The organism is Pseudoalteromonas byunsanensis (assembly GCF_001854475.1).
In the GTDB taxonomy this organism is placed as follows: Bacteria; Pseudomonadota; Gammaproteobacteria; order Enterobacterales; family Alteromonadaceae; genus Pseudoalteromonas; species Pseudoalteromonas byunsanensis.
Map to the genome: position 1 here is coordinate 241433 of NZ_MNAN01000027.1, position 25867 is coordinate 267299.

General features: G+C 43.1%; 27 protein-coding genes and 1 pseudogene. 5 read left to right on the plus strand and 23 right to left on the minus strand.

The features are described 5' to 3' along the window. Positions 1-49 precede the first annotated feature (49 nt). Genes BIW53_RS07120 through BIW53_RS07140 form a run of 5 tightly spaced genes read right to left on the minus strand, consistent with a single transcriptional unit; the run spans position 50 to position 4910 of the window. Positions 50-2083, minus strand: a complete 2034-nt coding sequence (locus BIW53_RS07120) for a type IV pilus secretin PilQ (protein WP_084228093.1) — start codon at positions 2081-2083, stop codon at positions 50-52. 19 nt (positions 2084-2102) lie between these two features. After that, complete coding sequence (locus BIW53_RS07125; protein WP_070991171.1) at positions 2103-2645, minus strand: pilus assembly protein PilP; 543 nt, start codon at positions 2643-2645, stop codon at positions 2103-2105. Continuing rightward, positions 2642-3247 carry a type IV pilus inner membrane component PilO gene (locus BIW53_RS07130; RefSeq protein WP_070991172.1) on the minus strand — a complete coding sequence of 202 codons (606 nt, stop codon included), beginning with the start codon at positions 3245-3247 and terminating at the stop codon, positions 2642-2644. Before BIW53_RS07130 ends, BIW53_RS07125 begins: the two co-directional genes overlap by 4 nt. A 23-nt stretch (positions 3248-3270) precedes the next feature. After that, positions 3271-3843 (minus strand): PilN domain-containing protein, encoded by a 573-nt coding sequence (locus BIW53_RS07135; RefSeq protein WP_070991173.1) that lies wholly within the window; start codon positions 3841-3843, stop codon positions 3271-3273. Continuing rightward, a complete protein-coding gene (locus BIW53_RS07140; RefSeq protein ID WP_070991174.1) occupies positions 3831-4910 on the minus strand; it encodes a pilus assembly protein PilM in 1080 nt (359 codons plus the stop codon). Before BIW53_RS07140 ends, BIW53_RS07135 begins: the two co-directional genes overlap by 13 nt. 133 nt (positions 4911-5043) lie before the next feature. Here BIW53_RS07140 and BIW53_RS07145 point away from each other — a divergent pair, with 133 nt between their 5' ends. Continuing rightward, positions 5044-7488 carry a penicillin-binding protein 1A gene (locus BIW53_RS07145; RefSeq protein ID WP_070991175.1) on the plus strand — a complete coding sequence of 815 codons (2445 nt, stop codon included), beginning with the start codon at positions 5044-5046 and terminating at the stop codon, positions 7486-7488. 49 nt (positions 7489-7537) lie between these two features. Here BIW53_RS07145 and metL read toward each other — a convergent pair whose 3' ends face one another. Beyond that, entirely contained in the window at positions 7538-9886 is a 2349-nt protein-coding gene (metL, locus tag BIW53_RS07150) for a bifunctional aspartate kinase/homoserine dehydrogenase II (protein WP_070991176.1), read from the minus strand. Between the two features lie 4 nt (positions 9887-9890). Further along, entirely contained in the window at positions 9891-11114 is a 1224-nt protein-coding gene (gene metB, locus BIW53_RS07155) for a cystathionine gamma-synthase (RefSeq protein WP_070991177.1), read from the minus strand. Between the two features lie 281 nt (positions 11115-11395). Between metB and metJ the strand changes: the two genes are divergently transcribed. Then, the gene (gene metJ, locus BIW53_RS07160) at positions 11396-11716 is read left to right on the plus strand and encodes a met regulon transcriptional regulator MetJ (RefSeq protein WP_070991178.1); all 321 of its coding nucleotides are present in this window, start codon (positions 11396-11398) and stop codon (positions 11714-11716) included. Between the two features lie 279 nt (positions 11717-11995). On the opposite strand, the pseudogene BIW53_RS07165 reads toward metJ, so the two are convergent. The 13 genes and pseudogenes from BIW53_RS07165 to rpsJ all read right to left on the minus strand — a co-directional run bounded on the left by BIW53_RS07165 (position 11996) and on the right by rpsJ (position 19098). Next, positions 11996-13076 (minus strand): annotated as a pseudogene (locus tag BIW53_RS07165) (IS3 family transposase). A 498-nt stretch (positions 13077-13574) separates the two neighbouring features. Next, complete coding sequence (locus tag BIW53_RS07175; protein ID WP_139158794.1) at positions 13575-13817, minus strand: GNAT family N-acetyltransferase; 243 nt, start codon at positions 13815-13817, stop codon at positions 13575-13577. Between the two features lie 316 nt (positions 13818-14133). After that, positions 14134-14391 (minus strand): 30S ribosomal protein S17, encoded by a 258-nt coding sequence (rpsQ, locus tag BIW53_RS07180; protein WP_070991181.1) that lies wholly within the window; start codon positions 14389-14391, stop codon positions 14134-14136. After that, on the minus strand, positions 14391-14582 hold the full coding sequence (gene rpmC / locus BIW53_RS07185; RefSeq protein ID WP_070986408.1) for a 50S ribosomal protein L29: 192 nt from the start codon (positions 14580-14582) through the stop codon (positions 14391-14393). Before rpmC ends, rpsQ begins: the two co-directional genes overlap by 1 nt. After that, the gene (gene rplP / locus BIW53_RS07190; protein WP_070986409.1) at positions 14582-14995 is read right to left on the minus strand and encodes a 50S ribosomal protein L16; all 414 of its coding nucleotides are present in this window, start codon (positions 14993-14995) and stop codon (positions 14582-14584) included. The genes rpmC and rplP overlap by 1 nt, the downstream gene beginning before the upstream one ends. Positions 14996-15008: 13 nt before the next feature. Then, positions 15009-15710, minus strand: coding sequence for a 30S ribosomal protein S3 (gene rpsC, locus BIW53_RS07195; RefSeq protein ID WP_070986410.1), 702 nt, complete (start codon positions 15708-15710; stop codon positions 15009-15011). Between the two features lie 12 nt (positions 15711-15722). Further along, the gene (gene rplV / locus BIW53_RS07200) at positions 15723-16055 is read right to left on the minus strand and encodes a 50S ribosomal protein L22 (protein ID WP_058031283.1); all 333 of its coding nucleotides are present in this window, start codon (positions 16053-16055) and stop codon (positions 15723-15725) included. Positions 16056-16067: 12 nt separating this feature from the next. Further along, on the minus strand, positions 16068-16346 hold the full coding sequence (rpsS, locus tag BIW53_RS07205; protein ID WP_010561269.1) for a 30S ribosomal protein S19: 279 nt from the start codon (positions 16344-16346) through the stop codon (positions 16068-16070). 16 nt (positions 16347-16362) lie between these two features. Beyond that, on the minus strand, positions 16363-17187 hold the full coding sequence (gene rplB / locus BIW53_RS07210) for a 50S ribosomal protein L2 (protein WP_070991182.1): 825 nt from the start codon (positions 17185-17187) through the stop codon (positions 16363-16365). 17 nt (positions 17188-17204) lie between these two features. Continuing rightward, positions 17205-17507 carry a 50S ribosomal protein L23 gene (rplW, locus tag BIW53_RS07215; protein WP_070991183.1) on the minus strand — a complete coding sequence of 101 codons (303 nt, stop codon included), beginning with the start codon at positions 17505-17507 and terminating at the stop codon, positions 17205-17207. Beyond that, positions 17504-18106 carry a 50S ribosomal protein L4 gene (gene rplD, locus BIW53_RS07220; RefSeq protein ID WP_070991184.1) on the minus strand — a complete coding sequence of 201 codons (603 nt, stop codon included), beginning with the start codon at positions 18104-18106 and terminating at the stop codon, positions 17504-17506. The genes rplW and rplD overlap by 4 nt, the downstream gene beginning before the upstream one ends. Before the next feature lie 17 nt (positions 18107-18123). After that, positions 18124-18759, minus strand: coding sequence for a 50S ribosomal protein L3 (gene rplC / locus BIW53_RS07225; RefSeq protein WP_070991185.1), 636 nt, complete (start codon positions 18757-18759; stop codon positions 18124-18126). Positions 18760-18786: 27 nt separating this feature from the next. Then, positions 18787-19098, minus strand: coding sequence for a 30S ribosomal protein S10 (gene rpsJ, locus BIW53_RS07230; RefSeq protein ID WP_005495349.1), 312 nt, complete (start codon positions 19096-19098; stop codon positions 18787-18789). A 348-nt stretch (positions 19099-19446) separates the two neighbouring features. On the opposite strand from rpsJ, the gene plsB reads away from it, so the two are divergent. Then, complete coding sequence (gene plsB, locus BIW53_RS07235; RefSeq protein ID WP_070991186.1) at positions 19447-21873, plus strand: glycerol-3-phosphate 1-O-acyltransferase PlsB; 2427 nt, start codon at positions 19447-19449, stop codon at positions 21871-21873. 35 nt (positions 21874-21908) lie between these two features. On the opposite strand, the gene tesB is transcribed toward plsB, so the two are convergent. Further along, a complete protein-coding gene (gene tesB, locus BIW53_RS07240; RefSeq protein ID WP_070991187.1) occupies positions 21909-22769 on the minus strand; it encodes an acyl-CoA thioesterase II in 861 nt (286 codons plus the stop codon). A 145-nt stretch (positions 22770-22914) separates the two neighbouring features. On the opposite strand from tesB, the gene BIW53_RS07245 reads away from it, so the two are divergent. After that, complete coding sequence (locus BIW53_RS07245) at positions 22915-23364, plus strand: EVE domain-containing protein (protein ID WP_070991188.1); 450 nt, start codon at positions 22915-22917, stop codon at positions 23362-23364. On the opposite strand, the gene BIW53_RS07250 is transcribed toward BIW53_RS07245, so the two are convergent. Both BIW53_RS07250 and BIW53_RS07255 read right to left on the minus strand, forming a co-directional pair. After that, positions 23361-23582, minus strand: a complete 222-nt coding sequence (locus BIW53_RS07250) for a hypothetical protein (RefSeq protein ID WP_070991189.1) — start codon at positions 23580-23582, stop codon at positions 23361-23363. The two genes, BIW53_RS07245 and BIW53_RS07250, sit on opposite strands and share 4 nt — an antisense overlap. Next, positions 23579-24643 carry a potassium channel family protein gene (locus BIW53_RS07255; RefSeq protein WP_070991190.1) on the minus strand — a complete coding sequence of 355 codons (1065 nt, stop codon included), beginning with the start codon at positions 24641-24643 and terminating at the stop codon, positions 23579-23581. The genes BIW53_RS07250 and BIW53_RS07255 overlap by 4 nt, the downstream gene beginning before the upstream one ends. A gap of 206 nt (positions 24644-24849) precedes the next feature. On the opposite strand from BIW53_RS07255, the gene BIW53_RS07260 reads away from it, so the two are divergent. Next, positions 24850-25797: a chemotaxis protein CheV gene (locus tag BIW53_RS07260; protein ID WP_070991191.1), complete on the plus strand. Its 948-nt coding sequence runs from the start codon at positions 24850-24852 to the stop codon at positions 25795-25797. Positions 25798-25867 lie beyond the last annotated feature (70 nt).

Genomic DNA, 25867 nt, shown 5'->3' on the forward strand with positions numbered 1-25867 from the left:
TAGTATAAAAAGCAACTACAGTACGTAAATTCGTTCAACTATTTAACAATTACTGATTGTCCAGCATTATTTTTGGGGTAACAAAAATCAGTAATTCCTTTTTCTCGTTTATTTCACGTGTATTTCTAAACATTGCACCCAAGTAAGGAATATCACCCAGTAATGGAATTTTACTTACTGCGCTGGTAATTTCTTGTTGATAAATTCCACCTAATACCACCGTTTGACCATTATCAACCAATACTTGAGTTTGAATCTGCTGGGTGTTGATAGCAACAGCAGGACCATTTGGTGTCTGCACGTTGTCTCCCCGAGTATCTTGCGTTATCACTAAGTCTAGAATAATTTTGTTATCTGGTGTTATTTGTGGTGTCACTTCCAAACTTAGCACCGCTTTTTTGAAGCTTACTGAAGTCGCACCGCTGGATGCAGCCTCCACATATGGAATCTCCGTACCCTGCTCAATACGTGCCTTTTTCTGATTGGCCGTAGTAATGCTGGGCGTGGCGATAATTTCCCCTTTATTCTCTTGCTCTAAAGCTGACAACTCAAGATCAATCAACGTACCATCCGCAAGTTTTGCGATATGCATTCCTATGGTACCTGCTGACGTACCTGACACAGGTAGGTTCACATTCAAACGATTTGCGAGATCTGGGATTTGACCATTTGAAAGCTGCTCGGCACCAGTCAAGTTACCAGCAATAGCATCGGTCCCCTGCTGATCACTAAACCCCCAGCGCACACCTAAGTCTTCCTGTACGTTATCTTTAACAGTAACCATGCGAGATTCGATACGTACCTGCTTTACGGGCACATCCAGTGTTTCAACCATCCTGCGAATACTTTCTATACTGCGCGCGCTATCTTTGATAAGTAAAGTATTGGTACGCTTGTCAACCGATACACTACCGCGCTCACTCACAATACTATTGATGTCTGTCTTTAATAAATCAGCAAACTCTTCTGCTTTGGCATAGTTTAGCTGAATATATTCACTATACAGAGGCTCTAAGTCTTCTACCTGCTTACGAGCTTGTAATTCCTTCGCCTCTCGAGCCGCAAGTTCCTCAGATGGCGCAACCATAAGAATGGAACCATCCATCCGCTTATCCAACCCTTTGATCCTTAGAACAACATCCAATGCCTGATCCCAAGGTACACCGTCCAAACGCAAGGTGATATTTCCAGCCACTGAGTCACTTGTCACTAAGTTAAAATTATTGGTATCAGCAATAATCTGTAACACTGAGCGTACTGGTATATCTTGAAAGTTCAGTGTGATTGGTTGGCCTTGATAATTTTTACTCAGACCAAAACTTCGTTCTTCAACATCTTTTTCCACCGTCAGTGTGAAGATATTTCCCAACTGCTGATAGGTGTACTTAAATGCACCATTTGGTTCAATGACCAAACGACTCTTATTGCTTTCTCTGAAGGTTTCTACCCGACTAACAATTGTGCCAAAATCCAGCACATCCAACTCATAAAGAAGGTCATCAGGAATTGCTATATGATGAAAATCAGCGTAAATCTTACCACCACGCTCTTGCACATCTATCGCAGCCTGTGGGTTGTCTAGAAATGCTAGAACTTTAGCTTCACCTTTCTCGCCACGTCTAAAGTCTATAGATTGGATCTGGTTTTTGTGTGTTTTAGCTGTTGCACTGTCCTCAGATGCGATTGGATTGTCTGAAACTTGCAGGTAAGCAATATTATTCTTCACGTACGTTTTATAGAGCTTCAATTGCTCCATATGCACACTAACTGTGAGCCCTTCGTCACTCAAAGCACTCTCGATGATAGTGATACCTGCTTTATTGACTTCCAATGTTTTGAGACTTTCTTCAAACTCAACGCCGGGAAAAAATAACTCCAAGCGAGCAGGGTCGGTTAATGCCTGAACTTCTGGCTGTGCTGTGAGCTGCTCATCAAATACCAATTCCAGTTGTGTTTCACCATCAGGTATTGGGTTATAGCGAACATCATAGAGCATAGGAAGCGCATGGACCCACCCTGTCGTCATCAGTAACAAGCTTAAAAAAACATCTTTAATGCTCAATTTATTCCCTCTAAGGGCCATATTCACACTACCTTTGTTGTTATTCACTCGCGTCGCTCTCTTGTACTTCACGGATTTCTACCCGCGACAAACGCTCTTTCCAGCAACCGCTACCATCGGGGATAAGTTCCAATAATTCTATAAATCCCGGCTGCACATTTATCACCTCTCCATGGTAGAGCCCCATATATTGACCACGTTTAATTTTATATAAACCTTGATCAGAAGCCTTGATCAACGCCCATGTGACATTCTTCGTTGCTATTGTACCTTTCATTGACAAAGTGTCTATGGGGTACTTTTCTAACGGATCCCTCGCTCTGTCAGGGTCCGGATGTAAACAGTTTTGCACCTGAATCATTTTGCTTTCTATAACTTCAGGTTCTGGTGCCACGAATGGACTTCGCAAATTATGTGCCGTGTAAGCAAAGTGAGTGAAATCACGCATATGCGGTACAGGCTCAACCTGTGGTGTTGCACTTGCTTGGATCTGATCGATAAACTCTTTTTGCTCGGCTGTATCATCATTACAGGCTGTTAGTAGCAATACCGTTGCAAGTGCCCAAATGCTGCGCCCTATCATGACTCATCACCCTGCCCATAGCGATAAGTCTTGGCAACCACACTAAATATCAAATTATTATTGCCCGCATTCTCAATTCGGAAATCGTGTAGACTGACAATTCGAGGAAGCTGCGCCACCTTACTCACAAACTCACCGAATTCATGATAAGTGCCAATGACTTCTAATTTTATAGGTAACTCGGTGTAAAACTCTTTTTTATTTTCCGACAACCAACCAATTTTTAAGAATGTTAATCCACTCGATGTTCCAACATAGGTTAAATCGTCCAGTAACCCTGGTGTTTCATTCGATGAGGGTAACTGACGCAACAGCTGCGCAAACTGTGCTTCCATGTCTTTCATCTGCTGACGATACAAATCAAGGTTGTTGGCACGGGCATACTTAACTCTATAACTGTTACGCAACTGAGCCTCTTGCTTTACCGCGTGTTCATAGCGCTTAATTGAAGTAGACACTAATAAGCTATAGCCAACCGCAAATGTGATCACAACCACCAGCACACAACACATCAGCTTAACAGCAAACGGCCATTCGCCTATGTTATCAAGCTCGATCTCATTCCAGTCTATGTTTTGTAAAGATTTTAAATCAAAGTTCACTATGTAGTCTCACTGGTAACGGATTACTGAGCACGTGCATTGGTGTCTATCTCACGAAACGGCTTCACGTAAAAATGCATCGTAAAGTCACTTAATAAGCGAGAATTTTGCTCACCTGTGACAATGCCCTGAATGGTTGGTCGTTCAAGTAGATATGAACTTTCAACCCCGCGTAACATTTGTGACAGACGATTATTTGATTCACTGCGTCCAACCACTTTAATTAAGTTTTCTTTACGTTCCAAACTCGTTAAATAAACACCCGCAGGAACAACCCGTACAACTTCATCGATGATTTGCGTGCCCAAATTTCTATTGCTCTGTAGCTCTTCAATCAAATTTATCCGTCGTTGCAGATTTTCTTTTTGCTGACTCAAATCATTGATCTCTACAATACGACTATCTAATTTCGCCACTTCCGAACTCAAGAAATTATTTTTGACTTGCTGCCCCGCTGTGAGGCTGTCGTAAAACGAACCTATTAAATACAAAATAAACATCACCACGACAATATTCACCGCAATAATGGTTAAAAACTTTTTCTGGGACGCCTGTCTACGTTGCTCACGCCAAGGTAATAAATTTATATGTGGCATGAAGAAAAACTCCTCAATGCTAGTCCTGTGGCAATCGCAAACTGTGGTTTATGGCGCTCCAACACGTTACGATCAACTTTAGGTGCTATCTCCATATCGGCAAATGGGTCAGCAACAATAGTGTGAATGCCTAATTCTTCAATTAACAATCGATCAAGGCCTTCTACTAACGCCGTGCCACCCGTGAGCACAATATAATCAACCTGCTCCTTACCGCTACTGGTCATGAACATCTGCACCGCTCTTCGGATCTGCTGTAACAACGAGGTTTGAAATGGAGCCAATACTTCAAAAATATAGTTAGGAGGTAAATCTCCAGTTGTTTTGGCTATCTCAGCCTCATCAAACGACTTGTTGTAATAAGCTACAATACTGTTTGTGTACTGCTCCCCACCAAACACTTGATCGCGGGTATAAATTGTTTTACCCGACAGTACCACACTCACAAGACTGATCACCGAACCAATATCAAAGATGGCTACTGTTTTATCGAAAGCATCGGCTGGAAGCTGCCCGTACAAAATACTTAATGAACGACTCAAGGCATAGTTTTCAACATCTACTACTTTTGCTTGTAACCCACCTTCCTCTAAAGCACCAACTCGCGCTTCAACACTTTCAGTGCGTGCTGCTGAGAGCAAAACATTCATCTTAGAAGGATCTGCTTCATTGACTGAGATTTTTTCAAAATCAATACTCACTTCATCCAAAGAGTATGGGATCAAGCTGTCTGCCTCGATCGCAATTTGCGACTCCAATTCAGCATCCGTTAATGACACATCCATAAAAATCACTTTCGTGATCACCGTTTGCCCAGACACGGCCACCGCTGCATACTGGGTCAGTCTTGGGATACGCTTTTTAATTTTGCCTATGACTCGACCGATTGCTTCAATATCTTGAATAGCACGCTCTGCCATCGCTCCTTTAGGAACAGGCTCAATCGCTACTGCCTCAACACGGTAGCCAGCCTCCGATTTCGATAACAGCACAGCCTTGACGCAATGAGAGCCGATATCAATACCAATCATCATTGGAGCCTGCTTCTGGAATAAATTACTGAGCATGCGTGTGGTCTTTACCCTTTGTTTTAACTTTGAACAAGTTATAATTATAACGACAAAAAATATTAATCGTTTTTTATTCAAGATATACTAGCAGTGTCTACCTATAATTGGGAGTCTAACTAGGGAACATTCCGTGACTTTATTGAGAAGAGCAACACAATTTTTCATCGTTATGAGCATTTTGGCTCTGCTAACGTTAATCAGTCTTTATTACTATGTCAAATCAGATATACCAAGCGTAGAAGTGCTACGTGACGTACAGCTGCAAACCCCTATGCAAGTCTTCACTCAAGATGGGAAATTAATCAATCAATTTGGTGAAAAGCGTCGAATACCGGTCAAAATAGAAGATATTCCAACTCCCATGTTGCAGGCCTTTTTGGCAACCGAAGATAACCGTTTTTATGAGCACTTTGGTGTTGATCCCATCGGGATTGTTCGCTCAGCATTTGTATTGATCAGCACCGGTCAGAAGAAGCAAGGTGCCAGTACCATAACCATGCAATTAGCACGGAATTTTTTCTTAACCCGTGAAAAAGCTTATATCAGGAAGGTTAAAGAGATTTTTATTGCGCTTCATATCGAACAATTACTGAGTAAAGATGAAATTCTCGAACTGTATTTAAATAAAATAGAACTAGGCAATCGAGCCTTTGGTATAGGCGCGGCGGCACAGGTTTATTACGGCAAACAGTTACATGAACTCACCTTAGCGCAAATGGCGATGATTGCAGGTTTACCCAAAGCTCCTTCAGCACTGAATCCAATTCGCAATCCTACACGCGCAAAGTTGCGTCGTAACGTCGTATTAGGGCGAATGTTTAGTGAAAAGTATATTACCAAAGCACAATATGACGAGGCTCGAAGAGCACCAATCACAGCTCGCTTTCACGGTGCCGAAATTGAGCTTTACGCCCCCTACATTGCGGAAATGGTTCGTAGTTATATGGTGGAGACTTACGGCGAAGATAAAGCTTACAACAGCGGTTTTAAAGTCTTCACGACCGTAGAATCTTCCATACAAAAAGCCGCACAACAAGCATTAATCAATAATTTGCACAGTTATGATATGCGTCATGGCTACCGTGGTCCGGAACGTATCCTTTGGAATACAGAGCAGCCATCAATGAGCACAAACAAAATTTTAGATACGCTGCGTAATGTTAAAGAAATTGACCCGCTTCAAGCAGCTGTTGTGGTAGATGTCGCCGAGCAAAGTGCAACTGCGCTATTAAAGTCTGGTGATTACATCACACTCCCTTGGTCAGGTTTAAAGTGGGCAAGAGCCTACATTTCCGATACCCGTCAAGCTATGCCACCAAAAACGGCAACTGAGATACTCACACCGGGTATGCAAATCTGGGTACGTCACCATGAGCAACAATGGCAACTTAGTCAGTACCCAAGACCAACCAGTGCGTTAGTATCGATGGACCCACAAAGTGGTCGAATAAAAGCTCTAGTTGGCGGATACAGCTTTGCGCAAAGCCAATATAATAGAGCCACTCAAGCCAAAAGGCAGGTTGGTTCTAATATTAAACCTTTTATATACTCTGCAGCATTTGAAAATGGCTATACCTTAGCAACCATCATCAACGATGCCCCTATCAATCAGTGGGATAAAAGTGTTGGCGTAGCCTGGCGCCCAAAAAATAGTCCAGAAGTGTACAACGGGCCTATTCGCATTCGCCGAGCATTAGCGCAGTCTAAGAACGTTGTTTCAGTACGTCTTCTCAAGGGCGTAGGACTTGAGCGCACCGCCGATCACCTACTGAAGTTTGGTTTTCAGGATCAAGACATTAACCGCAGTGAGTCATTGGCACTTGGTAGTGCGGCTATTACCCCTTTAGAGATGGCACGCGGAATGAGTACCTTTGCAAACGGTGGACATTTGATCGAGCCATACTTTATCAAAGAGCTACAGGATGCTTTTGGCAAGACACTAGGTAAAGCAGAGCCTCTCATTGCCTGTGACGAGCAGCAACTGGAGACACATCCACAACGCTGCGCACCTCAAGTGATCTCAGAGCAAAATGCCTTTCTAGTCGCCAGCGCTATGCATAGTGCGATTTGGGGCGGAGGCAGTTGGCGTCATAAAACTGGGTGGACGGGCACAGGCTGGCGCGCACAAGCGTTAAAACGCCGTGACTTGGTAGGCAAGACGGGGACCACCAATGACTCCGTTGATACTTGGTTTAGCGGATTTAATCGCAATGTGCTGACCACTGTCTGGGTTGGTTTCGACGATGCGGGTAAACCACTTGGGCGTGCAGCATACAACGCCAACTTAGGGAGTAATCAAATTGTTGGGGCTGAGTCGGGGGCAACCACGGCGCAACCCGCATGGGTTGATTTTATGCAGGTGGCATTAGCCGACCAACCGGTGGCACCAATTGAGCCACCGCCAGGTTTGATCTCTACTCGTATTGATTTAAAAACAGGGCTTTTAAGTAACAAAAATGATCACACTAGCCGCTTTGAGTACTTTGAATCAGGCACTGCCCCTACAAAATACGCGTTGGATGAGGATAACAGCACACCATTTGACAACGAACCGATACGTGAAGAGTTATTTTAAATACAAAAAAGGCGATAGAAATATCGCCTTTTTTGTATGTTTATATTGCTTACTTAAGCCTTTGTATCAGCCAATATAAATCAGAGTGAATACCGGCTGCAGTGACCTCTTTACCAGCGCCTGGGCCTTGTAATACCAAGGGGTTATGTTCATACCAAACACTCTTAATCACAAAAATGTTGTCACCTGGAGTAAGATGAGCGATGGCTGAGTGCGCGTCTACAAAAGCGATACCTACCTTAGCAGTGACCTTGGCGTGCTCATCCAAGCACAGTGAGCCGGTGTAACGTAGCACTTTATTCTGCGCTTTCGCCTGTTGGTATTGATCAGCATAGAAAATATCAAGTTGCTCGCGACGTGCTAAAAACTCATCCCAGCTGCCATGGGCCATATCAGCAGGCATTAGCGGCTCCAAGGCAATATCTTCTATGTCTAATGTCAGGCCAATGTCACGCGCCAAGATAAGAAGTTTACGCTGCATGTCTCTGCCAGATAAATCTTCACGAGGATCAGGCTCGGTATAACCCATCGCTTGCGCCTGTAAGACCAATTCAGAAAACGCCGTTGAACCATCAAAGCTGCTGCATAACCATGAGAGTGTCCCTGAAAAAACACCTTCAATCTGAGTGATTTTATCGCCACTGTGCTGTAGATCAGCCAAGGCAAAATTGATCGGTAGTCCCGCGCCCACACTGGTATTATAACGCCAATAAAGGTTGCGCTCACTTAGCTGCTCTCGTAGCTTCTGGTACCAAGCATTGTCAGCTGTACCAGCATACTTGTTGGCACTAATCAAATGACAGTCTTGCTTAATAAACTGCGGATAAAGCTGACTAAACGCTTCACTAGCCGTAATATCTATTACCACTTTATGCTCGTAGTCTAATTCACCAATGCGCTCAATTAACTCAGCATTACCATACGCAACGGCTTCATTTTGCCATTGCTGTTGCCAAGTATTAATTGCAATCCCGCTGGCCGAAAACAACATCTGCTTGGAACGAACCAAAGCGACCACTTTTACATCAAACTGCTGTTTTAGCTGTTCGATTTGACGCTGACACTGTTCGACAAACACCTCACCTACATTACCTAAACCAGCAATGATCACTGCAAGCTCTCGACCTTTGTTAACTAATTTGTCATGTAGAATAGCCAGAACATCACTATCAATCGCCTGATCGGTTAGAAATAACACATACTCTTTATCACAATGCAAAAATCTAACAACTACATTTTGCTCACTCAGCAGCTGCGTGGCTTGTAATTGCAACTGAGCTATATCACTCGGTGACGCAACCACTGCAAACCCTTGCAGAGCGCTTTCAACAATATTCGCGCGCCCGGATAACGCCTGAAGCACCGCGTGAGTATAATCAGCAGGTACTAATAGGTAACATTCACCTTGGGCATTAAAGTGATGAATACTATGCTGTATCAGCTGACTTAACTCACCCACCTCTCCTTGCTGCAGAGCATCAACACGAATTAAATCTAAATCTTCGAAAGTCGTGATAAAACGCTTTGCTTTACTGTAGCCTTCTTTGACTATTTCAGTTGGCGCAGCCTCGACATCAAAGCTGCTGCGCACTTGCAGTTTAATCTTTGTATTTTTCAAAGGTGACAAAGTTTTCGCATGCAACACAGGGTTACCCAAACGTGCCAACAAGTGTGCCTGAGACCTGCATACCTTGGGGTATTTTATGGCACTTGCCACTTTACGTGGGTCAGTACTAAAAACCCCTTGTGTATCTGTCCAGATTGATACCTTATCAGCATCAAGATAACTCGCTAGTAGTGTCGCGCTATAGTCACTACCATTACGTCCCAGTGTCACTGTTTTGTGATCTACATCACTGGCGATAAAGCCTGTCACAACAAACAATACATTAGCCTGTAACAGCTCCTTACAAGCTTGCTTATTTTGCTGATGCAACAGCTGACCATTGTGCAAAGTAAATAATCGTCTCGCATCAACGTGCTGAGCTGTAAACCCCTGTTGGCTCAGAAGGTGCGCCAAAACTCTCGCAGACCACAACTCTCCATGAGCAAGCAAAGTAGCTTCATGTAGCACACCTTGTTTAGCCTGCTCTGTTATAGCTTGTAGTTCAGTGTCTAACTGCGCGATTAAGTCTCTTCTATTGTGACCCACAAGCAAGGCTTCAATTAATTCATTCTGATGGTTTTCCAGCTGTAATAAAATATCGCTGAATCCTTGGTTATCGTCTTGCTTATAGCTTTGCCAAAGCTTTACTAGTGTATTGGTAGTTTTACCAGCAGCTGACACCACAACGCAGTCTCCTGCTAGGCATTGACCCAACACTATTTGCGCAACAGCTTGATAACGCGCGGCAGAACTTAAGCTTGAACCACCAAATTTATGCACTACTTTTGTCATCGTCTTACCACAATGCCGTATGAGCCGGCGTTAACTTAAATGCTTTGCCTTCATCTGATGCGTGTGCAGAGCCAGGCTGTACTTTTGCAAAAGCTTGCTCAAGATCGTCAATTAGATCCTGTACATCTTCGATGCCGACTGAAATGCGGATCAAGGTATCACCTACACCAGCCTCTAATCGGGCTTGTGCTTCCATTCCTGCGTGCGTCATGGTTGCTGGGTGACATATTAAACTTTCAACCCCACCCAACGACTCTGCCAATGAAAACTGCTTTAGGCTAGTTAAGAATGCCGCTGAATCTTTAATACCACCTTTAATATCAAAACTCACCATTCCTCCAAACCCTGACTGCTGTCGCTTTGCAAGCTCATGCTGAGGGTGAGATTCTAAACCTGGATAATAAACTTGGCTCACATAGGGTGACTGTTCAAGGTATTTAGCAATAACAAGTGCATTTTCTTGATGCTGCTTTAAGCGAACGTTTAACGTACGCAACCCCCTTAAAGTTAGGTAGCTGTCAAAAGGTGCGCCCGTAATGCCGATATTGTTCGCCCACCAAGCAAGCTCTTCACCTAGTTCAGCTGTTTTGGCAACAACAGCACCACCAACAACATCCGAGTGTCCATTGATATACTTGGTTGTTGAGTGCACTACAATATCTGCACCAAGCTTGATTGGGTTTTGTAACACAGGAGATAAAAACGTGTTGTCAGCCGCAACTAACGCCCCCGCTTGCTTGGCAACTTTTGCCACCGCAGCAATATCGGTTAATCGTAAAATTGGATTACTTGGTGTCTCAATCCAAACCAACTTAGGTTTTATCGCCAAGATCTGCTCATAACTTTGTTCTTGTGTGAGATCTAACACAACCAATTTCAATAAGCCGCGTTTTTGTAGTGACGTAAACAGACGGTAACTGCCACCATAACAGTCGTGCGGAATAACTAAGGTGTCATCGTGATTAAGTAGCTGAGTCACCAAGTGAACAGCTGCCATACCTGTTGCAGTAATAATACCTCGTTCTGCACCCTCTAATTGTGCCAGTGTTTGTGCCAAAATATCTCGATTTGGGTTACCGCTGCGACCATAGTCATAATCACGCTTGGTATCAAAATCAGCAAACGAATAGGTCGTAGACAAATATAGTGGTGGCACAACGGCACCATGATGTTTATCAGCATCAATGCCATAACGTACTGCGATGGTAGACTTTTCACTCTCACTCATATCATCACCTAGATAGTTGGATGTTTAGACGTCTAAAAGGTTAGATGATTAAAAGTTAGAAGTCAAAACATTTATACCTCTACATGGCTATTTAACTAGTATTTGACTATCTTATTTAAACCGATAAAATTTCGCCACTTAACAAATTAGTATTGCTAATAAGACTGCGTTTTTGAATAAACTATCATAGGTACATCTAGTAGTTTATGCCACATAGTTAATAAACGCGTTGACGAACCCAGTCTTATTAGCATTCCCAACACTGAGGCAACAACAACACTATGGCTAAATGGAATGGTGAGTATATTCACCCATATGCAGAGCACGGTAAAAAATCTGAGCAAGTAAAAAAAATTACCGTCTCTATCCCGCTAAATGTATTAAAAGTATTAACTGATGAGCGTACTCGCCGTCAGGTAAATAATCTGCGCCATGCCACCAATAGCGAACTACTATGTGAAGCTTTTTTACATGCTTTCACGGGCCAGCCACTACCCAGTGATGAAGACTTGAGAAAAGACAATCCTGAAAAGGTGCCTGAAGAAGTGCGTAAGATTATGGAAGACATGGGACTTGAAGTGCCGATAATCAACGAAGAATAAAACGCATTAAATGAAGCCCTTGTTCTACCAATAGGGCTTCGTGGTCCCTCGCTTCCTTCAGCACACTAAAATATTTACTCTCTTTTTCAAAGATTATTTTGAGCCACACACGTAGCACAAATAACTACGCTATTTTTACGAGCTACGCAGGCAATCCATATTCATACCTAACGAATTGTGAGAGGCTTAATCCGAAAGCGTTACCAACTTCGCTTTTTAGTAAACAACAGTAGCATTCGCACAAATTTCATACAAACTTAACTGTTCTGCACAACTAAATCAGGACACTTTTCTTAAAGGATTTCGTTCATATCCCGCTGGCGACAAATCACCATTAGCAGTATGCAACCTTTCTAAGTTGTAATAGCGCATATACGCAGTGACGTCTTCTCCCATATGTTCACATGTAGGAGGAGGCACTTTCAACAACCAATCAAGCTTAAGCTACCGAAGCTGTGCTCTACAACCACGTTATCCCAGCAAGCCCACCAATAAATGACGGTAACGCTTACTGGTATATTGTGATCCACGAGCAAAGTGGAACACTAAACCTATCGGTGGTTGACGCAAGTTATACGCTTTTATCATAACTTTACTTACTAAATCAGTCGTCATGCGCTTATCTGTATGCCAACCGATAACTCGCCTGGAGTATAAATCGCTAAATACATCCAGCCTTCAAGCGTTCTAAAGTACGTGACATAACCAGCCCAAACTTGACTTGCTGCAACAGGATTAAACTTTTGATTTAATAGGTTATCAGCTACACTATCACCGCGCTCACGCTTCGTCGTCAGCTTATAAGCAACCCGTTGTGACACGGTTAAGCCGAGTTTTTTCATGGGTTGTTGAATACCATAGTTGCTCACCTAAAAGCCCTCCTTGCATAACCGTTTCTTTAGCTCACGGTAAACCAAGCTATTTCGATACGTTTAAAAATAGCCTTGGCACTTCGATATAAATTAGGCTGCTCAAGTGCAATATGCTTAACTAGCCGCTTCAGCCAAGCATAATAAGCGCTGCGACTCACACCTATTATTTTGCAAAGCTGCGCAACAGGGAACATCGACGAGAGCTGTTTAATTGTTCTAAACGTTACTTGGTTTCCTTTAGCAAGAGGCTATTGCATAGAGCACGACAGGCATATTTTAGGATTTCTTTTTTCATCCTAAGCTCTTTATTTTCTTTGCGAAGTTTCAACAACTCAGCTCATTCCAGATTGCTCTGCTTCAAACTTAGCTTTCCAGCTGTATAGTAACTTGTCAGTGTTCTCCAAAGATACTGCGGCCTTTGCAACGCTATAACCTTGTTCTGTGACCAATGCGACGGCTTCCAGCTTAAACTCAGGGATGGCTTCTATTCGTTCTTTTTGTCATTTTACACCTCGATATTTGGATTATATTCCATTATCAATGGTGTGAGCATACTCAATTTGCACTTGCGGGCAATACAATTCCATCTGTAGGAACTTCTGATTACTCATGGATAGGCATGTTAACTGGCCTTTATGCTGACACATTGGAAGAAATTAAGCAGTTTTCTATTGATACGAGTTTAGGACTCGTCAAACCTGAGTTTGTACTCGCTGACTAAATTTATAAATCTACATAGCTTGCTAACTGAGTCATAGAAATGATTTGAGTCAGCAGCTATTTTGAGCTTTTTTGAAAGAGCATTCACTACGGTGCTCACAACTCTAAAACTGACAGCTAAAGCGAATATTTCAACACAACCGTATTTCTTGAACCTGATGTTCTACGCTGTGGGTCAAAATACGTTTCAACAATATCAAAACCAACCTTCCTCATCATACCCGCAGACGCCAGGTTTTCTTCATGGCGTTCGACAAAAACCGTTTTTACTTTTTGAGCTGATGCGAGTTTAATTGCACCTTTGAGTAACTGTGAGCAAGACCTTTGCCACTATAATCACTATGCACGACAACATCGCCGATATATGCGGCAGCTTTCAAATCATCATATTTTGCCAAGCTTGTAGGGCAGGCATCACCGAATAAAATAGCTGCAAACCCAATAATTAACTCGCCATTTTGTGCTATCACCGCACTAGCCTTGCCTATTGCGATACAATTAAATTGCATATCAATACTATCATCAGCTAGGTAATTCCACTGATTAGGGCCATGTGTTAGTAGCAATGCTCTGATACACTTGAGCTCTTATGACGATAAGGTTTTGGAATGAACTTGCACAGCTCTTTGCTCATCTGCAATCCTATGTATAGGCAAAACACACATAAAAAGCGCAATGCTCAAGACACCCGATAACTGATATGGTCCCCGCCAATTATAAAACGATAGCTACGACCAATTTCATAATTAAAAGGCTAAGATGCAAAAAGCCCCGACCAAGGCCGGGGCTTTTGAAAACAAAGTTAAATTTAGTATAAAACTAAAATTAAGCTTGCTTAGGACGTGAAACTATTTCAACTAAAGTCCATGATTTCTTTTTAGAAATCGGCGCACATTCACGGATAGTAACTGTATCGCCTGCTTTAGCAGTGTTGCTTTCGTCGTGTGCGTGCATCTTAGTTGTACGCTTGATGAATTTACCATAGATAGGGTGCTTCACCTGACGCTCGATAGCAACAACGATAGATTTGTCCATCTTGTCGCTTAGTACACGACCTTGAAGAGTACGGATCTTATCGCTCATTATGCACCTGCCTTCTGGTTGATAACCGTTTTAACACGCGCAATATTGCGACGTACTTTTTTCAGCTCGTGAGTTTGAGCTAGCTGACCAGTGCTTACTTGCATGCGCAGGTTGAACTGCTCACGTAGTAGCTCTAGAAGTTCAGCATTTAGCTCTTCTACGCTTTTGTCTTTAAGTTCGCTAGCTTTCATCACATTACCGTCCGAGTTACAAATGTTGTTTTGAAAGGTAATTTACGAGCAGCTAGGTTAAATGCTTCGCGAGCAAGCTCTTCTGAAACACCTTCCATCTCGTAAAGTACTTTGCCTGGCTGGATTTCAGCAACCCAGTACTCAACAGAGCCTTTACCTTTACCCATACGAACTTCAAGCGGCTTTTCAGTGATTGGCTTATCTGGGAATACACGGATCCAGATTTTACCTTGACGCTTGATGTGACGTGTCATAGCACGACGAGCTGCTTCGATTTGACGAGCAGTCATACGACCACGACCTGTTGCTTTCAAGCCGAAAGAACCGAAGCTTACTTTGTTACCGCTGTTTGCAAGACCACGGTTGCGGCCTTTATGCACTTTACGGAATTTTGTACGTTTTGGCTGTAACATTAATCGCTACCTCTTACTTAGCACTTTTTTTGGCTTTCTTCGGCGCACGTTTAGCTGGCTTCTCTTGCTCTTGAACTAGTGGTAAACCACCAATTACTTCGCCTTTGAAGATCCAAACTTTAACACCGATGATACCGTAAGTGGTTAACGCTTCAGAAGTTGCATAATCGATATCAGCACGTAGAGTATGTAGAGGTACACGACCTTCACGATACCACTCAGAACGTGCGATTTCTGCGCCGCCTAGACGACCGCTTACTTCAACTTTGATACCTTTAGCACCAATGCGCATTGCATTTTGTACCGAACGCTTCATAGCGCGACGGAACATAACACGACGCTCAAGCTGAGATGCGATGCCATCTGCAACTAATTGTGCATCTAGCTCTGGCTTACGTACTTCAGAAATATTGATCTGAGCAGGTACACCCGCAATCTTTGTTACAGCTTGACGAAGCTTTTCAACGTCTTCGCCTTTTTTACCGATAACAACACCAGGACGAGCTGTGTGAATTGTTACACGGATTGATTTAGCTGGACGCTCGATAACGATTTTAGACACAGAAGCTGCTTTCAATTCCTTAGTAAGGTATTGACGCACTTTGTGATCGCCAAAAAGCTGTGCAGAGAAATCTTTTGTATTCGCGTACCAGGTAGAAACCCAAGGTTTAGAGATACCTAGGCGAATACCAGTAGGATGAACTTTTTGTCCCATTACTTATATCTCCTAGCTATCCGAAACCACAACAGTGATGTGGCTTGTACGCTTAAGGATGCGGTCTGCGCGTCCTTTAGCACGTGGCATGATACGTTTCATTGTAGGACCATCGTCCACAAAAATCGTAGCTACACGTAGCTCATCAATGTCAGCACCTTCGTTGTGCTCTGCGTTCGCAATAGCAGACTCAAGTACTTTTTTAACTAATACAGCCGCTTTCTTTGGGCTGTACGCCAGGATTTCTAGAGCGCGATCTACCGGTAGTCCGCGGATCTGATCAGCTACTAGACGTGCTTTTTGCGCCGAACCAGAGGCGAATTTGTGTTTAGCTAATGCTTCCATCATACCCTCCGATTAACGTTTCTTAGCTTTCTTATCCGCAGCGTGACCGCGGTAAGTACGTGTAGGTGCAAATTCACCTAGTTTGTGACCGATCATTTCGTCCGAAACAAATACAGGGACGTGCTGACGACCATTATGGACTGCGATGGTCAATCCGATCATATTAGGGATGATCATTGAACGACGGCTCCAAGTCTTTATAGGCTTCTTGTCACCGCTTTCCAACGCCTTCTCTACCTTCTTCAGCAAGTGTAGGTCAATGAATGGACCCTTCTTGAGAGAACGTGGCATGGCAATTCCTCAACTATTACTTAGTACGACGACGTACGATTAATTTATCAGTACGCTTGTTCTTACGTGTTTTAGCACCTTTGGTAGGCTTGCCCCATGGAGACACAGGGTGACGACCACCAGAAGTACGACCTTCACCACCACCGTGTGGGTGATCAACCGGGTTCATGGCAACACCACGAACTGTCGGACGAATACCACGCCAGCGGTTAGCACCTGCTTTACCTAGTGAACGAAGCATATGCTCAGCATTGCCTACTTCACCTAAGGTAGCGCGACAGTCAGATTCAACTTTACGAACTTCGCCTGAACGAAGACGTAGAGTCACATATTGACCTTCACGTGCTAGGATTTGAACGTATGCACCAGCAGAACGTGCAATTTGCGCACCTTTACCTGGCTTTAATTCTACGTTGTGTACAGTCGAACCTACAGGCATGTTACGCATCGGTAATGTGTTACCAGCTTTGATTGGTGCGTCAACACCAGACTGGATCTGATCACCGGCTTTTAGGCCTTTAGGTGCAATGATGTAACGACGCTCACCGTCTGCATATAATACAAGAGCGATGTTTGCGCTACGGTTTGGATCGTACTCTAGACGCTCAACAGTGGCTGGAATGCCATCTTTAGTGCGTTTAAAGTCAATTAAACGGTAGTGTTGCTTGTGACCACCACCGATGTGACGAACCGTGATACGACCGTTGTTGTTACGACCACCTGATTTAGAGTTTTTCTCTAAAAGCGGAGCGTATGGCTTACCCTTATGTAGATCAGGGTTAACCACTTTAACGACGTGACGACGACCCGCAGAAGTTGGTTTACACTTTTGAAGTGCCATAATTCTAACTCCCCTTATTACTCGGCGCCGCCGACAAAGTCTAGCTCGCTACCTTCTTTAAGAGTAACGTAGGCTTTCTTCCAGTCTGAACGACGACCGAAACGCATACCAGTACGCTTTGTTTTACCCTTAACATTTAAAGTACGAACACCAGTTACTTCTACTTCAAAAAGCTTCTCAACTGCAGCTTTAACTTCAGCTTTAGTTGCATTTTTAGCTACTTTGAAAACAATCGTGTTGTTCTCTTCAGCAGCAATAGTGCTTTTCTCAGAGATGTGTGGAGCAAGAATTACTTTTAAAAGACGTTCTTCACGGATCATGCTAGCGCCTCCTCAAGTTGCTTAACAGCACCTGCAGTAATTAGTACCTTATCGAAAGCGATTAGGCTTACTGGGTCAATGCCAGCTACATCACGTGTGTCAACCTTATAAAGGTTACGTGCAGAAAGGAATAGATTCTCATCTACTTCTTCAGTCACGATAAGCACGTCTTTAAGCTCAAGCTCTTTAAGCTTAGCTACTAGCTCTTTAGTTTTAGGTGCTTCTAAACCGAAGTTTTCAACAACAACTAAACGCTCTTGACGAACAAGCTCAGACAAGATGCTCTTAATCGCACCGCGATACATCTTACGGTTAACTTTTTGGCTGTGATCTTGCGGCTTAGCTGCAAAGCTCACACCACCGCTGCGCCAGATTGGGCTGCGGATTGTACCAGCACGAGCACGGCCAGTACCTTTTTGAGCGAATGGCTTCTTACCACCGCCTCTTACTTCAGAACGTGTCTTCTGAGCACGAGTACCTTGACGAGCACCTGCTGCATAAGCAACAACTACCTGATGTACTAATGCTTCGTTAAACTCACGTCCAAAAGTAGCTTCGGAAACTTCAAGCGCACCAGCGCCTTTAATTGCTAATTCCATCACTAAATCTCCAGGACTTATGCTTTAACAGCTGGTTTAACGATAACGTCACCGCCAATAGCGCCAGGTACTGCACCTTTAACTAAAAGCAGGTTACGCTCAGCGTCAACACGTACTAGTTCTAGGTTCTGAGTAGTTGTTTGCACATTACCCATTTGACCAGCCATTTTCTTACCTTTAAACACCTTACCAGGTGATTGGTTTTGACCGATTGAACCAGGAGCACGGTGAGACAAAGAGTTACCGTGTGTAGCGTCTTGCATGCTGAAGTTCCAGCGCTTAACACCACCTTGGAAACCTTTACCTTTTGAAGTACCAGTTACATCTACTTTGCTTACTTCGCTGAATAGTTCAACAGTAAGTTCAGTACCTACTTCAAAATCGCCTTCACCACCATTTAGGCGGAATTCCCACAGGCCACGACCCGCTTCAACACCAGCTTTAGCGAAGTGACCCGCTGCAGCTTTGTTTACACGGCTTGCTTTTTTCTCGCCTGCAGTAACTTGAAGCGCTTCATAACCGTCTGTTGCGTCAGATTTGATCTGAGTAACACGGTTAGGCGTCGCTTCGATAACTGTCACAGGGATAGATACACCATCTTCAGTGAAGATACGTGTCATACCCACTTTACGACCGACTAGACCTAATGCCATTTTCCTAAAACCTCTCTAATCTTCCGATTAACCCAGGCTGATTTGAACATCAACACCAGCAGCAAGGTCTAGGCGCATTAGAGCGTCTACAGTCTTATCTGTTGGTTCTACGATGTCGATCAGACGTTTGTGGGTGCGGATTTCATACTGATCACGCGCATCTTTGTTTACGTGCGGAGAGATCAATACAGTAAAACGTTCAAAGCGCGTTGGTAGTGGGATTGGACCACGTACTTGAGCACCAGTGCGTTTCGCAGTTTCCACGATTTCCGCCGTTGATTGGTCAATCAAACGGTGGTCAAAAGCTTTTAGGCGAATACGAATGCGTTGATTTGACATTCTTTAACCTCAATTAAAAGAGCATTTAAAAAGAGCATAAAAAAACTACCAGAACGAAATAAATATTAAATCGCCGGTTGTCTTCTTATTTCTACCATTGAATTCCAAATCGGAATTCCTGTTTTATAGGCTTGAAATCCAAGCCCTATATTGCTTTCAAACTACATTATAGTAGTAAGAAAGTCCGCACATTATAATGATATTGGTGATAAATGCAACAACTAATGCTAAGTTATTTTAAGTAAGTAGATTACTAAAATAATCCGCACGGGTAAGCGAGGCTACTAGAAATGGTCAGTCCAGTTAAAGCTTGCTATGCTATCGCAAATTTTTTGATGTGGTGTTGCCATGGGAATTGTTTCTCGAACCTTAAACTTGTTCGCTCATTGGGCTAATTTATTATTTGTAAAAACAAAATTATTACCAGACAACCCAATAGCACAATTTGATCTCAATCCAAACTTACCGACCTTTTATGTGGCCAGACTCAACTCACGTGCCGATTTGGCCGCATTAGACGCGGTCTGCAAAAAATTAGGATTACCTAGACCAACCCAACCTCAAGTATTGGGTGACACAGAAATAGATAGATTCCTTGGCTTGCAAAACCCGACCCCATTGTTCGCCAAAGTCGCAGCGCCAAGCAATGTATTAAGTACCGGAAGAGCTATTTTTACCGCATTACATGGCGATCCTCAAATCCAGGCGCAAATTATCCCTGTTACAATATTGTGGGGCCGTAACCCTGGTAAAGAGAAAGCGGGTATCGGTACATTATTTTCTCACTCACTGACGCCTAGCTGGCTACGTAAGTTTTTCGTTCTGATGTTTTCAGGTCGAGACAACTTGGTAAGATTTAGCCAGCCAATTGACTTAAAACAGTTAATTAACGACAAATCTGATGTGGATGAACTTCCGCAAAAGCTTGTGCGAGTGGCTCGCGTGCACTTTCATCGTCAAAAACTTGCAGCCACAGGCCCCAAACTACCTTCTCGTGATAAGCTATTTAGTTCATTACTGGCTGCCCCAGCTATCAAAAAGGCAATTGCTGATGAAGCCAAAAGCAAAGGACTTAGCTATGAAGAGGCGCGCCTGAACGCACAAGAGCTGCTTGATGAAATCGCTGCAAACTATTCAGATGCGATGGTACGTGTTGGTGATCGTATACTCACTTGGCTTTGGACCAAACTCTACAATGGCATTGAAGTTAAGTATGCAGATCGGGTGCATCAACTTGCCGACAAAGGACATGAAATCATCTACGTTCCTTGCCATCGTAGTCACATGGACTACCTATTATTGACATATGTTATATATCATCAAGGTCTCGTGCCTCCTCATATTGCCGCTGGGGTTAACCTCAACTTCTTCCCTGCCGGAGGCATCTTCCGACGCTCGGGGGCTTTTTTTATTCGCCGTTCATTTGCAGGCAATAAACTCTACTCGGCGGTATTTAAAGAGTATTTAAGCCAACTCTTTATAAAAGGTTATTCTGTCAAGTTTTACACCGAGGGAGGCCGTAGCCGCACAGGTCGTTTATTGCCTCCAAAAACCGGGATGCTCGCAATGACATTGCAATCTATGCTCAGAGGTATTGACCGCCCCATTTCTATCGTGCCAGTTTATATCGGGTATGAACATGTCATGGAGATCAATACGTATCTAAAAGAACTGGCAGGCAACCACAAAAAGAACGAGTCCATTTTTGCAGTTTTTAAAGCCATCAAAAACCTCAAAAACTATGGTCGTGGTTATTTAAACTTTGGTGAACCAATCAATGTTAATCATTATTTGAATGAGCACCAAAGTGACTGGCGTGATTCAATTCACCCAACCGATGTGCAGAAACCACAATGGTTAAACACACAAGTGGCTGAATTGGCTGATGAGATCATGACCAATATTAATAGCGCAGCTGCACTCAATGCCATCAATCTATTGGCCACCATACTGCTCAGCAATAGTCAATTTGCATTAAGTAAACGTAAGTTGCTTACACAATTATCGTTTTACCTGACACTACAACGTAGCGCCAAATACAACGCGCAGGTCACCGTGCCAGAAGACAGCGCAGAGCAGCTACTGACACATGCATTACAGCTCAACAAGTTAGATGTCATTGCCGATGAACTGGGCGAAATCATCGCCATTAAAGAAAAAGAACGCACCCTTTTTAACTACTATCGCAATAACATCTTACATCTGTTTGCAGTACCTAGTGTCATCGCACAACTGCTGTTTAATCGCTTCAACGTAAACATAAGCGAGTTCAAAGAGTTATTTACGACTCTTTATCCGTTGTTTGCAAAAGAATGGTTTCTAACACCACTAAGAGACGGCTATATTGAAGAAGTGTTAGCCAGCTTTGCTAAGCAGGGGCTTATTGATTTTGACGGCCAAACCGCTCAAGTCAATAAAGAAAGTAGTGCCATGGCTCAACTTGAAATGCTCGGTAAAGTCTGTCACTTAACACTGGAGCGATACGCTATTACAGTGAGCCTCATTCAAAATAATCACGGCATCACCCGCAAAAACCTTGAGGTTGAAAGCGATGTAATAGCCAACCGCCTAGGCACGCTGCACGGTATCAAAAGCCCTGAGTTTTTCGACAAAAAAGTCTTGATTGGATTTATCAGCAGCTTAAAAGAGAACCATTTTATCAAAATTTCTGATGAGCAGTGCATTCACGCTGAAGGTAAATTGGAACACTTACAGCATTATTTGAACGAGTTACTACCTGCCAGTATTTCCCATTCTATTCAAGATACACTATAACCAAAGCAACTTGGCCGCCTGAGCGGCCAAGGTTTTTAACTTCTCTGACGCATCACGCCTTCTTGGATAGTTGATGCCACCAGCTCTCCTTGACGATTGAAGAATTGACCGCGTACCAGCCCTCTCCCATTTGATGCGCTGGGACTATCAACACTATACAAAATCCAATCATCCATTCTAAACGGACGGTGAAACCACATTGCATGATCTATCGTTGCAACTTGCATATTGGGCTGCATAAACGACAAGCCATGAGGCTGTAAAGCGGTTGGTAGGAATTCAAAGTCGGATGCATATGCAAGCAGATAATTGTGGATCCGCCTGTCATCCGGTAGCGGCCCATTTGCCTTAAACCACACATGACGCTGTGGCTCAGTTACCTCTGGCTGAAACGGGTTTTGAAATTCAACAGGTCTGGTTTCAAGTGGCATATCGCACGTAAACTTATGGCGAAGCTTTTCTGGAATTAATGCTTTATTTTCGCGATAAAAATCCAACGAAGATTTTAATTCTTCAGGGCCAGGAACATTAGGCATGGTACTTTGGTGAGACAAGCCTGGTTCATCGCCCTGAAAAGATGCGGTCATGTAAAAGATAGGCTTACCATATTGAATCGCACGTACCCGGCGGGTACTAAAACTGCGCCCATCTCGGATCACTTCAACATCATAGACAATCGGCTTTTTGGCATCCCCTGGGCGTAAGAAGTATGAGTGTAGTGAGTTAACATATCGCCCTTCTGGCAAGGTATATTTCGCAGCGGACAAAGCCTGCCCCATAACCTGACCACCAAACACCTGTGGGAATCCTAAATCCTGACTTTGTCCTCGATAAATACCCTGCTCTATCTCCTCAAGCTTTAATAAAGACAATAAATCGGTAAGAACTTGACTCATCGAGACCTCTTATTTCATCAGTTTAATTAAATAATCATAGTATAATAGTAACCTAAGTGAGTCACTCAAGCCCAAGCTATTGCATAAAATAGTGGGTGATCCACAACAAAGTTATTTTTATTTTTGCAACATGATTAGGTAAAGCATGGCATATTGGTTATTCAAAACAGAACCAGATACTTTTTCGATTGATGATTTAAAGTCCGCAGGCGAACAAGGTAGCTTCTGGGATGGGGTAAGAAATTATCAGGCAAGAAACTTTTTGCGCGATGAAGTGCAGCTTGAAGACCGAGTGTTTATTTACCACTCCAGCTGCAAAGTACCCGCTATTGTAGGCATCGCCAAAGTGATCAACGCAGCACAGCCTGACCCTTATCAATTTGACCCTGACAGCGACTATTTTGACGCTAAGTCAACTCCTGATGCCCCTCGTTGGTTTGGAGTTACATTGCAATACGTGCAACACCTTAGGCCTATTAGTCTTGCGTCGATCAAAGCCAATCCAGCCATCATAGATCTCGCGTTAAAAAAGGCCAATCGCCTTTCTATCATGCCAGTAACTGAGCTAGAGTGGAATTTACTAACGCAAAATTAATGTCGACGCCGAGAACGCGGCTTCTTCTCTTTTTCTAACTGCACCCCTCCTTTGGGCACAATAGAAAAATACAGCAACAGCGTAAGCCATGAAAAAAGTAACGTGCCGATTAACCAGCCGTTTTTTTCATGGCCCTTAGTACGTTTACTACCAGAAATGATCGCCAGCGGTATTAAATAGCCGCATACTGCAATAAATAATAGTATTAGCTCATTCATGACAACCTTTGCCACGCCACTTCATCAGGCAACACCCGTTCAGCAGCTATATAATGTAAAATATCCCCAGCATTGACTGGATAGTCCAAGGGTGGGTTCAAATCCATATTCTGTGCACTTAAATCATGGGCTACACCGAGCAAAATTGCATCATGCTTTTCTTTAAAATAATGAAACAAAGCTCCAAACTGGCAAGTTTTCACATCTGCAGGCAACTTTAAACTAAATTGTGTATCGCCATGTAACGTCGACAATAATTCTTCTTGCACTCGGCTGGAACCTGGATCTTGCATTGCTCTAACCAGTATTTCTGCTGACTTACTTGAAGAACACTCCACGTTTTGGCAATGTGCTCGCAGCAGCGCAACTTTACTCTCATCTACAAAATGCGCACTGATATGAGCACCTTTTTGTATCATAGGGCTTAGTTTTAGAGCTGTGGTAAAGGTTTGATCATCATCCTGACCATCTATAATTATTTTATCGGCCGCAGTGATTGCGATACGTGCCAATTCATCATCATCGGTAAAGCTTGATAACCGTGCAAAGTCCACCTCAGAGTAACTTAACAAGGGGTGTTCAATTTCATCGACAACTGCCAAAACAATTCGCCTGTCCTGTCTTTTTGTATCGGCTAAAATATAGTCGATCATTTTTCTGGTGCGTATTGAGTGCCAGCCAAAAATGATGATGTGATTGCGTAGATGGTTAAAATTTTTATCGCCTGTCATTGCTCTTCTAATCCAAAATGTCATGAACTGACCTGCCTTACCTAGTAAAATACCAAATAAAGCGAGGCCGAACGGAATTTGCACCAATGCCACTATCCAGCGCCCCAAGTTGGTTGTCGCGCTGAAGTCTCCGTAGCCAACGGTTGATGTAGTCACTATGTAGTAATAAATAAAAGTGTCAGGCGCAATCAGTGCCTGCTCACCTGCGAAATACAGTAACCACCATACTAATAACAAGTGGCAAGTGGTAACCGTGATTAACAGTTGCCAGCTCGCTTTATCAACGTGTGCTCTTAGCAACACCATAAAACGTTTAAAAATTAAAGGCATAATCTAATGCTATGTATTGTTCCATAATGCCACCTTACTCTATCTCTACTAGCTTGAAAACCTTAAAAAATAAGCATTTATAAACCGTATCACCAAGAGTAAAACTTTTAATACAAAAGTAGCTATAATGCTATGTAATGCAAGACTCGTATTTTACTTCAACTTCAGTATACTGGAGTGAAGTAATTGGGAGAGAAAGGTGAAGTATGGCTGGCGTATTAGCTTCTGTTGATCAAAGAACACAGTTAGTGGGTGAAAACCGCTTGGAACTTTTGTTGTTTCATCTTCATAGTCGTCACTTCTTTGCCCTCAATGTATTTAAAGTGAAAGAGGTAGTTAAGCTGCCACACTTAAATATTATGCCCAATGCCCACCCAAAAGTCTGTGGTGTTACAACCATTCGCGGTGAGTCTATTCCCGTTATCGATTTACGTAGCGCTATCTGTATGCCCGAGTGTGAAAAAGACTCTGACAGTAATCTTGTGATCACTGAGTATAATCGCTCGGTACAGGCTTTTTTGGTCGGTAAGGTCGATCAAATCGTTAATACCACATGGCAAGATATTATGCCCACGCCAAGTTCAGTGGGTAAAAACCATTACCTTACAGCGCTGACTAAAATAAAGCGTGAAGGTATTGAGCATATCGTTGAAATAATTGACGTCGAAAAAGTACTGGCCGAAATTGTTGCATACGACGTAGTAATATCAGAGGATGTTCTGGATAAAAGCATCATCGACGAGTTTCAAGGTCGTAAAATTCTCCATGCTGATGACTCACCCACCGCGCGCCGACAAGTATCGGATACGCTGGCACAATTAGGCATTGAAATTATTCCTGCAACCGATGGCCAAGAAGCTCTCAATTTACTCAAACACTGGGCTGATGAAGGGATAGACGTTAACAAAGAACTCCTAGCCGTGATCACTGATGCCGAAATGCCGGCAATGGATGGCTACAGGCTCACCTACGAAATTCGTAATGACTCACGCTTAAAAGACCTATACGTCATTTTAAATACTTCACTCAGTGGTAGCTTTAACCAAGCAATGGTTGAAAAGGTGGGTTGTAATGCTTTTTTATCAAAATTCCAGCCCGATTTACTAGTAGAAGAAGTTCAAAATAGATTAAAGGCTGTACTCGATCACGAATAACTGTTTATTTATACAGTTCACTATTTTCTATTTATTCAATAAATTCAATTTGATAGCTTCTAGCGGTTCA